Annotated in this window: 13 protein-coding genes; 5 read left to right on the top strand and 8 right to left on the bottom strand. The window is 70.0% G+C overall.

Features of this window, described 5'->3' with window-relative positions:
- Positions 1 to 217, bottom strand: a 217-nt coding sequence (locus tag A5700_RS25355; protein ID WP_156671207.1) for a helix-turn-helix domain-containing protein, incomplete at its 3' end; no start/stop codon positions are given.
- A gap of 2 nt (positions 218 to 219) precedes the next feature.
- Positions 220 to 1,203, bottom strand: a complete 984-nt coding sequence (locus A5700_RS12715; RefSeq protein ID WP_068068574.1) for a pirin family protein — start codon at positions 1,201 to 1,203, stop codon at positions 220 to 222.
- Positions 1,204 to 1,344: 141 nt separating this feature from the next.
- Between A5700_RS12715 and A5700_RS12710 the strand changes: the two genes are divergently transcribed.
- On the top strand, positions 1,345 to 2,811 hold the full coding sequence (locus A5700_RS12710; RefSeq protein WP_068068573.1) for a chloride channel protein: 1,467 nt from the start codon (positions 1,345 to 1,347) through the stop codon (positions 2,809 to 2,811).
- Positions 2,812 to 2,817: 6 nt separating this feature from the next.
- On the opposite strand, the gene A5700_RS12705 is transcribed toward A5700_RS12710, so the two are convergent.
- Positions 2,818 to 3,357 carry a Dps family protein gene (locus tag A5700_RS12705; RefSeq protein ID WP_068068572.1) on the bottom strand — a complete coding sequence of 180 codons (540 nt, stop codon included), beginning with the start codon at positions 3,355 to 3,357 and terminating at the stop codon, positions 2,818 to 2,820.
- Between the two features lie 87 nt (positions 3,358 to 3,444).
- Positions 3,445 to 4,356 carry a DNA-3-methyladenine glycosylase gene (locus A5700_RS12700; RefSeq protein WP_068068690.1) on the bottom strand — a complete coding sequence of 304 codons (912 nt, stop codon included), beginning with the start codon at positions 4,354 to 4,356 and terminating at the stop codon, positions 3,445 to 3,447.
- A gap of 63 nt (positions 4,357 to 4,419) precedes the next feature.
- Between A5700_RS12700 and A5700_RS12695 the strand changes: the two genes are divergently transcribed.
- A complete protein-coding gene (locus tag A5700_RS12695) occupies positions 4,420 to 4,821 on the top strand; it encodes a nuclear transport factor 2 family protein (protein ID WP_068068569.1) in 402 nt (133 codons plus the stop codon).
- Here the strand turns inward: A5700_RS12695 and A5700_RS12690 are convergent.
- Positions 4,815 to 5,195 carry a DUF427 domain-containing protein gene (locus A5700_RS12690; protein ID WP_068068687.1) on the bottom strand — a complete coding sequence of 127 codons (381 nt, stop codon included), beginning with the start codon at positions 5,193 to 5,195 and terminating at the stop codon, positions 4,815 to 4,817. The two genes, A5700_RS12695 and A5700_RS12690, sit on opposite strands and share 7 nt — an antisense overlap.
- A 129-nt stretch (positions 5,196 to 5,324) precedes the next feature.
- Between A5700_RS12690 and A5700_RS12685 the strand changes: the two genes are divergently transcribed.
- A complete protein-coding gene (locus A5700_RS12685) occupies positions 5,325 to 5,723 on the top strand; it encodes a PPOX class F420-dependent oxidoreductase (protein ID WP_068068567.1) in 399 nt (132 codons plus the stop codon).
- Positions 5,724 to 5,732: 9 nt separating this feature from the next.
- Here the strand turns inward: A5700_RS12685 and A5700_RS12680 are convergent, their stop codons facing one another.
- Together A5700_RS12680 and A5700_RS12675 are read right to left on the bottom strand one after the other, a co-directional pair.
- Entirely contained in the window at positions 5,733 to 6,755 is a 1,023-nt protein-coding gene (locus tag A5700_RS12680) for an NAD-dependent epimerase/dehydratase family protein (protein ID WP_068068683.1), read from the bottom strand.
- A 14-nt stretch (positions 6,756 to 6,769) separates the two neighbouring features.
- Entirely contained in the window at positions 6,770 to 7,279 is a 510-nt protein-coding gene (locus tag A5700_RS12675; RefSeq protein ID WP_068068565.1) for a nuclear transport factor 2 family protein, read from the bottom strand.
- Positions 7,280 to 7,382: 103 nt separating this feature from the next.
- On the opposite strand from A5700_RS12675, the gene msrA reads away from it, so the two are divergent.
- Entirely contained in the window at positions 7,383 to 7,895 is a 513-nt protein-coding gene (msrA, locus tag A5700_RS12670) for a peptide-methionine (S)-S-oxide reductase MsrA (protein WP_068068562.1), read from the top strand.
- 63 nt (positions 7,896 to 7,958) lie between these two features.
- On the opposite strand, the gene A5700_RS12665 is transcribed toward msrA, so the two are convergent.
- Positions 7,959 to 9,284, bottom strand: a complete 1,326-nt coding sequence (locus A5700_RS12665) for a cytochrome P450 (RefSeq protein WP_068068559.1) — start codon at positions 9,282 to 9,284, stop codon at positions 7,959 to 7,961.
- Between the two features lie 129 nt (positions 9,285 to 9,413).
- Between A5700_RS12665 and A5700_RS12660 the strand changes: the two genes are divergently transcribed.
- Complete coding sequence (locus tag A5700_RS12660) at positions 9,414 to 10,031, top strand: TetR/AcrR family transcriptional regulator (RefSeq protein ID WP_068068555.1); 618 nt, start codon at positions 9,414 to 9,416, stop codon at positions 10,029 to 10,031.
- Positions 10,032 to 10,092: the final 61 nt, after the last annotated feature.

Genomic DNA, 10,092 nt, shown 5'->3' with positions numbered 1-10,092 from the left:
CGTCCAGCACTTCCCGATACAACGTCCGCTTGCTGGAGAAGTAGTGGTTGATCGCCGGCCGGGTCAGGTCCGCGCGCGCCGCAATGGCCTGAAAAGTGGCGCCGTCATAACCCCGCTCGCTGAAAACCAGACGTGCAGCGTGGATTATGCGCTGACGTGTTTCGTCAGCCTTCGCGGCGGGTGGGCGACCCGGCCGGCGATTACCCCTCTGCGGCACCGCTAAATTGTGCCACCGCCTCGGTGCGGCATTAGCGCATTCGCCGGAATGGTGCCGAATTTCCCGCTTCGGTAGTCCTCGAGGGCCTCGATCAATTCCACTCGGCTGTTCATCACGAAAGGCCCGTAGTGGAATACCGGCTCGCGGATCGGGCGGCCGCCCAGAAGCAACACCTCGACGGCGGTGGTGTGCCGCGACTCCTGCACGGTGCCGGCGCCCACCGAGATCCGGTCACCGGGACCGAACACCGCCAGCTGACCCTGGCGGATGGGGGCGGCCGCCGGACCGACGTGGCCGCTCCCCGACAACACGTAGAGCAGCGCGTTGAAATCCTTGCGCCATGCCAGGTTGAGCTGCGCGCCCCGCTCGATGGTCGCGTGCGCAAGCGTGATCGGGGTGTGCGTGACCCCGGGCCCACTGTGGCCGTCGATGCCGCCCGCGATGATCCGGATCAGGGCCCCGCCGTCGTCGGACGCCAGCAGCGCGGCCTGCTCACCCTCGATGGCCTGGTAGCGCGGCGGTGCGAACTTGTCCTTCTTGGGCAGGTTCACCCATAACTGGACGCCGTGGAACAGGCCGCCGCTGCCGACCAGTTCGGCGGGCGGGGTTTCGATGTGCAGGATGCCCGACCCGGCGGTCATCCACTGCGTGGCGCCGTCGGTGATCAGGCCGCCACCGCCGTGGGAGTCCTGGTGTTCGAACTTCCCGTCGATCATGTAGGTCACGGTTTCGAAGCCCCGGTGGGGATGCCAGTCGGTTCCTCGCGGCTCGCCGGGCTGGTATTCGACCTCGCCCATCTGGTCCATGTGCACGAACGGGTCCAGGGCGGCGCTGCTCACACCGGCGAACGCCCGGACGACGGGGAAACCCTCCCCCTCGAAGCCGCGGGGACCGGTCGTGATGGAGCGGACCGGCCGTTCGACGTCGGCGGGACCGGGGCGACCCAGGCGGGGCAGCGTGAGCGTGTTGGCGGTGATGGCGGGCATATCGACCCCTTTCTTCGATGGTCACCCGTATAACCGGACTTCGGTCCGGTTATTCCGCGGGCGGCCCGGCGCGGCGGCTGCCTAGGATGACGTGATGGTGTCTGGGGGGCGGGACCGCGCTGTGGGCGCCGGATCGGCGACATGAGCGAGCCGGCCGACGATCAAGCCCACCCGTCATTCGCGCCGGCGCCGGCGGCCGGCGGCCGCTTCGGAGCGCGCATCCGGCAGTCCGGCTATCTGCAGAAATGGCTGGTGCTCGGCACCGCGATCGGCGTGATCTCCGGACTGGGTGCCGTCGTGTTCTACATCGGGCTGCGCTACACGGGTCAACTCCTGCTCGGCCACCTAGCGCTGTATGACACCCCGACGCCCGTCGGCGAAGGCGGCAGGCACGGATCCGCCGGCTTCGCCCGGCCGTGGGCGATCCCGTTGCTGACGACGGCCGGCGCCCTGCTGTCGGCCCTCATCGTCACCCGGCTGGCGCCGGAGGCCACCGGTCACGGCACGGACGAAGCCATCGAGGCGGTGCACACCAACCCGCGCGGCATCCGCTTCCGGGCGGTGCTGGTGAAGATGGTGAGCAGCATGCTGACCATCGGTTCCGGTGGCTCGGCCGGCCGCGAGGGGCCGACCGCCCAGGTCTCGGCCGGCTTCTGCTCGCTGCTGACCCGGCGGCTGCGGCTGTCCGACGAGGACGGCCGGACGGCGGTGGCCCTGGGCATCGGGGCGGGAATCGGTGCCATCTTCGCCGCGCCCCTGGGCGGCGCGGTGCTGGCGGCGTCGATGCCCTACCGCGACGACTTCGACTACGGCTGCCTGCTCCCCGGATTCATCACGTCCGGAACGGCCTACGCGGTGCTCGGCGCGTTCCTCGGGTTCGACCCGCTGTTCGGCTACATCGACGCCGAGTACCGCTTCGAACGGCCCTGGCCGTTGCTGTGGTTCGTCGTGTTGGGTCTGGCCGCGGCCCTGATCGGCTACCTGTACGCGCGGACCTTTCACGTGGCGGTGTCACTCACCCGCAAGCTGCCCCTGCGGCCGGTCTTCAAGCCGGCCCTCGGGGGGCTCCTGGTGGGCTCGTTGGCGTTGCTAATCCCACAGATCCTGGGCAGTGGATACGGGTGGGCGCAGCTGGCGGCCGCCCGCGATTCCCTGCTGCACATCCCGCTGTGGGTCGTGCTGGTGTTGCCGATCGCCAAGATCGTGGCCACGTCGCTGTCGATCGGCTCCGGCGGGTCGGGCGGGTTGTTCGGCCCCGGCATCGTCATCGGCGCCTTCGTGGGCGCGGCGATCTGGCGCCTGGGCGACCTGTTCGCGCTGCCGGGGATCCCGCACGAACCCGGGGCCTTCGTGGTGGTCGGGATGATGGCGTGCTTCGGCAGCGTCGCGCGCGCGCCGCTGGCGGTCATGATCATGGTCGCGGAGATGACGGGCTCGTTTTCCGTCGTGCCCGGGGCCATCCTCGCGGTCGGCATCGCCGCGCTGCTGCTCTCGCGCAGCAACGTCACCATCTACGAGGCGCAGCGGCTGAATCGCGAAACCGCCGAGGCCGAACGCGCTCGCTCGGCCTCGGCGGTCTCCGACGATCAATCGGCTAGCGCCGCATAACGATTCCTACCGGGCCGCGCTCGCGGCGTCCTTCTCGGAGCTGGCGCCCTCGTGGGTCAGCTGGCCGCCGGCGCTCTCCAGGTGCGCCCGCACGAACCACTGGAACTTCTCCAACTGCCCGGCCTGCCCGATCAGCAGGTCTTGCGTCACCTGGTCGAGCTCGTCGGTCTCGGCGATGGACTGCCGGATGTCCTCGATGACTCCGGTGTACACCAGATCCAGGGCCGCCAGATGCGCCTGCACCGTGTCGCGGCCGACGGAGTAGTCGTCCCAGGACCGGTCCTTGATGATCGCGCCCGGCGTTCCCTGTGGCGATGCACCAAGGGCCGCAATGCGTTCCGCGACGTCGTCGGCGTAACCGCGCACCGCGTCCACCTGCGGGTCGATCATCTCGTGCACGCCGATGAAGTTGGGGCCCACCACATTCCAGTGGATGTGCTTCAGGGTGAGATGCAGGTCGTTGTACGTGCTCAGTTGCTTTTGCAGGAGCTCGGTGAGTCGCGCCGCCTGCTTGTCGCTCAGGCCCGGAATGGTGAACTGAGTCATGCTGGGTTCCTAGCTTCCTTCCTCGGAATTCACACTCGTTGCTTGCGGTGAGGTGTACCCGATGGCCACCGGCGAAAACACCTGCGCTCACAGCGAGTGGATGTGCTGCACGGCCAACCGCGCGCCGCGCCGGGGCTCGTAGGCCAGTCCGCTGACCTCCAGCAGGCGCACCACCCGGTGGCGGTGCGGCCGCATCGGCTCGAGCAGTTCCAGCATCAACGCGTCGTCGCCCCGGCGGCCCGCCAGGGTCCAGCCGATCATCTTCGGCACGTGGTAGTCACCCACCGACAACGCGTCGGCGTCGCCGAAGGCCCGCTGCGCGGTCTCGGCCGCCGTCCACTCCCCCACGCCCGGCAGCGAGGTCAACGCCGCCCGGGCCGCCGCCGCCGGCCGCGTCGTCAACCGTTCGAGCGCGTCGGCGCGGCGGGCGCAGCCCACCACGGTTTGCGCGCGCCGCGGGTCGACGTTCGCGCGGTGAAACTCCCACGACGGAATGTGCCGCCAGGCCTCCGGTGACGGTGGCACCCGCATGCCGGCGGGCGCCGGTCCGGGCGCGGGCGTCCCGTACTTCGACACCAGCAGCCGCCACGAGGAGAACGCGTCGGCGCCGGGCACCCGCTGCTCGATCACCGCCGGGATCAGGGCCTCCAACACCGACCCGGTCCGCGCCAGGCGCAGGTGCGGCACCCGCCGGTGCGCGGCGGCCACGGTCGGGTGCTGCGGCTGGAAATCCGACGCGTCGTCGTCGAGGCCCAGCAGCGCCGGCAGCCGGTCGAGGAACTCCTGCGCGCCGCCGCCCCAGGCCTCGCAGTGGGCGGCGTTGACCGCCGCGCGGTTCACGCGCGCGGTGACCGGCCCGCTCGGCAGCAGGCTGGTGCGCCAGATCGCGCCGTCACCGGCCGTGCGGAAACACGGGTCGCGGTGTCCCCGGCGCAGCGGCGCCAACGTGTGCCCGAAGCTGGCCACTCCGGGAAACACCACCGTGCGTGCGCCGTGCACCGCCACCCCTTCCTGCGCCGTTGGTGATTGACCGTCAACTGCGTCCCACGTCAATATTGCGGTGTGATGACGCCGTTCGATGACCCGCAGGGCGAATTGGCGTGGATGTTCCTGCAGAGCACCTGCGACGGCGGCGACCTGGACGAGGGCTTCGCGCTGCTGCGCGACGACTTCTCCTACTGGACGCTCTACACCCGGACCGCCTGCGACAAGGCCACCTTCCGGCGGGCGATCGAAGAGCGCAAGCGCGATCTCGAACTCACCATCGACCTGGTGCGGTGCGTCAACGAGGGCGAGACGGTGGTCGTCGAGGCGCAGGCCGCCGGCACCACCGCCGACGGTGCCGCGTACGACAGCCCGTTCGTGTGCATCTTCGAGACCCGTGACGGGTTGATCGTCTCGATGCGCCTGTACAGCGACACCCGGGCGGTGGCCACCGCCCTGCCGGGATGGAATCCCTACTGAGCGGCGACGGTGATGTCGGCCTTGTCCGCGTAGAACGCGACGTGCCCGGCGATCGCCGCGACGGCGGGGTAGGGCTGCTCGTAAGTCCAGATCACGTCGTCGACGGTGTCGCCGTCGGAAGTGGTCACGCTGTAGTAGCTGGCGTCGCCCTTGAACGGACAGTACGTGCTGGTGTCGGTGCGGGTGAGCCGTTCCTGCACCACGTCCGACAGCGGGATGTAGCGCACCACAGGCAAAGTCGCCTCACGCAGTTCCAGTGCCGCCGTGGTGTCCGCGACGAGCTCGCCGTTCACGCGGACCTGAACGCGGCCGTTGGCCGGTTCGATCGTGATCGGGTGCCCGGCGGACGGTTCGAGTACTTGCCGATGACTCATGGTCGATTCCTCCTCAGACGCGAGTGCTTGGTGCAACACCCCGCGGGCCGCGCGGCTTCCCGGGACCGCCGTGTCGAACATACATTCGTGTAGCTTCAACCGGAAAAATCTGTCGCAGAAGGAGTCCCGTTGCCCGTACCCCTGCCCGCCGGACTGCTCGACCTGCTCCGCCGGCCCAGCCCGTGTTTCGTCGCCACGCTGATGGCCGACGGGTCGCCGCAACTCACGCAGACGTGGGTGACCACGGACGGCGAGCACCTCGTCATCAACATCGTCGAAGGCATGCAGAAGGCGCGCAACATCGCCCGGGACCCGCGGGTCGCGGTCAACGTCGTCGACCCCGACAACACCGCCCGCTTCTACGCCGTGCGCGGCCGCGTGGTCGCGACCACCACCGAGGGCGGCGCGGCGAGCATCGACGCACTGTCGCACAAGTACCTGGGCCGGCCGTACCCCAATTTCACCGGCAGGCCCGAAACCCGGGTCATCGTCACCATCGCAGCCGACTCGGTGGCCGAAACGGGCTGACGGGCCGCCTCACTCGGCGCCGGTGCGGCTGGCGTCCCCGGCCGGCGACCGCATCGCCGCCCAGAACCGGGCCGCCTCCCGAATGGACTCCTCGGTCGGGCTTGGCCGCCAACCCAATTCGCGGACGGCCTTGCTGTGGCCGACGGGCGCCTCGGCGCGCATCATCTTCACCGACGCGAGGCTGAGCTCCGCGTCCTTCCCGGACAGCCGGGCCCGCAGGCTGCCCAGCGCGCCCAAAGCGTAGAGCACCGGGACGGAGATCGAGCGGCGTGGCGGCGGCACCCCGGCCTCGTCGGCCGCGATGCGCACGACTTCCTTGAGCGGCATCATCCGTTCCGAGATCAGGTACCGCTCACCGACGCGACCGCGCTCGGCGGCCAGGATCATCGCCCGGGCGGCGTCGTCAACCCCCACGACTTCGAGCGCGATGCCGTTCATGATCACCGGCAGCTTGCCGAAGACGGCGCCGGCGATGAACGCGCCGTGCGGGGTGCGGCCCCAGTCGCCGCTGCCGTAGGTGGTGGACACGCACATCGCCACGGCGGGCAGCCCGGCCTCCTTGGCGTATCGCAGCACCATGTCCTCGGCCTGCACGCGGGATCGCACGTACGCGCTGACCCGGCGGGAGCCGATCGCGTCCCGCTCGGTCGCCACGTGCCCGCGCCGGCGGCCGACCGTCGCGTACGTGCTGGTGAAGACGAACCGGCGCAGCGACCGGGTGACGGCGACGTCGAGGACGTTGCGCAGGCCGTCGACGTTGGTGCGGAACAGCGGCGCGGTGTCGCGCAGCCACGCCCGGGTGTCGACCACGCAGTAGTACACGTCGTCGACGCCGTCCATCGCCTCCCGCAGCGCGGCGGTGTCGAAGACGTCGCCGTAGCAGCGGGTGACGTCCAAATCGTCGATGGCTCGGGTGTTCGCCGACGGCCGCACCATGGCGCGCACCTGCGCGCCGTCGGCGACCAGTTGGCGCGTCACGTGCGAGCCCAGGAAGCCGTTGGCGCCGATGACGAGTTTGGGCTTGGTGCCCACCGATCCCTCCTCGGTCACTGTTGGCCGCCGCCGTTCTCGCGCATCCAGCCGGCGGCCGCGTCGTCCAGCGTGCCCAGCGCCTGGGCCGTGCGGCACCATTTCATCGCGGCGCGCAGGAAGCGCAGCGGGTTGTAGACGTCCTCCTGGCGGCACCACTGGCCGTCGCCGGCGTAGGTAAGGATCGAGATGTTGGTGGCGGTGATGACGCTGCCGTCGCCGGGGTCGCGCATCGGGTTGTCCAGTTCGCAGATGATCCGGCCGGTCGGCTCGTCGATCACCGACCACAACGACGGGAACGCCACCATGTGGCTGCCGGGGAAGGTCGTCATGGTGCGCTGGATCCACGTACGCACCTCGTCGCGGCCGCGCATGGTGCCGGCGGCGTGCTCGACGTAGTCGACGTCGGGGGTGTAGTGCTCGACCCAGGCGTCCCAGTCGCGGGTCTCGGCGGCACGGGCGACGGTGCGTTCGAACGTTTCGAAGGCGTCGGACAATTCGTCGCGGGTGAAGTGACGCGCCGTCACGACGCGACGTCTTCCGGTCCCGCGGCCGGCCTCAGCGCACCGTTGCACGTCATCGGCGGAGTGTAGCCTGGGCGGCAGTGCGCCGATGAGGAGGACGAGCCAAATGACGACTCAGAAAGCGATCCTTGCGGGCGGCTGCTTCTGGGGCATGCAGGAGCTCATCCGCAAGCAGCCGGGCGTGGTGTCCACCCGCGTCGGGTATACCGGCGGCGACGTGCCGCACGCGACCTACCGCAACCACGGGACGCACGCCGAGGCCATCGAGATCGAGTTCGACCCCGCGGTCACCGACTACCGCACCATCTTGGAGTTCTTCTTCCAGATCCACGACCCGACAACGAAGAACCGCCAGGGCAACGACCGGGGCACCAGTTACCGGTCGGCCATCTTCTACCTCGACGAGGAGCAGAAGCGCGTCGCCCTGGACACCATCGCCGACGTCGACGCGTCCGGCCTGTGGCCCGGCAAGGTGGTGACGGAGGTCAGCCCGGCGGGGGACTTCTGGGAGGCCGAGCCCGAACACCAGGACTATCTGCAGCACTACCCGAGCGGGTACACCTGCCACTACATTCGCCCCGGGTGGAAGTTGCCGCGCCGCGCCTCGTTGAACCAGTGACCCCGCGCGACGTCGAATTGCGTTGTCGCGCTTGACTTATCGCATGGGCTTCGTCGCCACGGCCTAGCGCCGGTGCACGACCACCCGGCCGCCGCCCTTCGGTGTGTAGGCGACGCCGCGGCAGTGCCGGCGTTCGTCCGGCTCTGCGGTGGTCTCGATGACGAAGTGGCGCAACACCGTTCGCAACACCACATCCATCTCCATGTTGGCGAACGCCGCGCCCACGCACCGGCGGGTGCCCCCGCCGAAGGGGATCCAGGCGAAGGACGACGGCTTGGTGTTGAGGTAGCGGGACGGGTCGAAGCGTTGCGGCTCGGGGAACACAGCGGGGTCCTCGTGGATCTTGGCGATGGCCACCAGCAGCGAGTGCCCCTGCGGCAGGACCCACTCGCCCAGGCGGTAACGCGGGACCAGCACGCGGCGGGGGGCGAAGTCGATGACGGTCCGCACCCGCTGCACCTCCAGGATCGTCGCCTGCCGCAAGTCGTTGCCGCCGTCGTCGGCCTCGCGCGCCAGCGCGGCCAGCGTGTCCGGGTGCCGGGTCAGCCGCTCGAACGCCCACGCCAGGGTGGCGGCCGTCGTCTCGTGGCCGGCGGCCAGCAGGGTGAGCAGCTCGTCGCCGATGTCCTTGGCGGACATGGCGCTTCCGTCCTCGTAGGTGCTGCGCAGCAGCAGCGCCAGAACGTCGGTACGGTCCTCGAAATGCGGGTCCGCCCGCTCGGCGTCGATCAGCGTGCCGATGACGCGGTCGTACTGGCTGCGCCACAGTTCCAGCCGCCCCCAGGGCGTGTAGCGCCCGTAGCTGCGTTTGGGTTTGGGCACCGTCGCCATGCGCGACCCCAGCGTGACCCACGGCGGGATGAGCCGGCGCAGCTCGTCGAGTTCGGCGCCTTCGGCCCCGAACACGGCGCGCAGGATCGCGTTGAGCGTGATGTGCATCATCGACGGCAGCGTCGCGAAAGGCTCGCCTTCGGGCCAGCCGGCGGCCTCACGCAACGTCTCTTCCTCGATGATCGCCTCGTAGTTCTTCATGCTCTTGCCGTGAAACGGCGGGGCCAGCAGGCGCCGCCGGCGGCGGTGCGCCTCGCCGTCGAGCCCGAAGACGGATCCCGACCCGAACAGGCGGCTGAGGTTGGGTTGGATGTTGCCCAGCTCGTCGGGGCTGGTGGTGAAGACCTGCTTGGCCAGCTGCGGATCGCCGACCACCACCACGCGGCCGTACATGGGCAGCCGCAGTCCGAACACGTCCCCGTGACGGCGGCTCAGCCACTGCATCATGCTGCGTCGCGACGCGGCAAAACCCAGACCCTGCGCCATCTTTGGGAGACGCGTGGCCGGGGGCAGGTGGACGGCGGGCGACGCCGGTGCGGCGGTCACTAGTTCGCTCATGGCGCTGCTGCTCCCAACTGTGCGCAAGCGGCCGCAGGCTTGGTACTGCGATGTACCGCGGTTCTAGACAGGGACGGTACTCTGGTGTACCGAGCGTGACAAGCTTCTGCCGGAAAGGGGGCCACCGCTATGACGGCAGCAGCGCGCACCGCGACGGGCGATCCGGCCGCCGCGACGGTCGATCCGTTCCGGCTCCGGCTGCTCGACGGTCTGGCCGCCTCGATCACCGAGCGTGGCTACCGCGCCAGCACCGTCGCCGACGTCGTCCGTCACGCCCGCACGTCCAAGCGCACGTTCTACGACCAGTTCGCCGGCAAAGAGGAGTGCTTCCTCGAGCTGCTGGCCACCGACATCGAGCGGCTCGGGGGTCGCATCCAGGCGACGGTGGATCCCGAGGCCGATTGGCACGAGCAGATCCGGCAGGCCGTCGAGGCCTACGTCGGCTACATCGAGTCCCGCCCGGCCATCACGTTGAGCTGGATCCGCGAGCTGCCCTCGCTGGGCGCCGCCGCCCGCCCGGTGCAGCGGCGCGGGCTCGAACTGCTGTCGAGCCTGCTCATCGACCTCAGCGCCAGCCCGGGCTTCCGGCGCGCCGAGCTGCCGCCGCTGACCACGCCGCTGGCCGTGATCCTGCTCGGCGGCCTGCGGGAGCTGACGGCGCTGGCCGTCGAGGACGGCAAGCCGGTGCGCGGCATCGTCGACCCCGCAGTCGACGCGTCGATCGCCCTGCTCGGCCCGCGGCGTTAGCCGCCGCAACGACGCGTCGCGGGGCTAGGCTCACCGCAGTCCCCGACCCACCCTCACCTAA

This window comes from Mycobacterium sp. E1214 (genome assembly GCF_001666755.1).
In the GTDB taxonomy this organism is placed as follows: domain Bacteria; phylum Actinomycetota; class Actinomycetes; order Mycobacteriales; family Mycobacteriaceae; genus Mycobacterium.
This window is presented reverse-complemented; position numbering and strand designations above follow the sequence as displayed.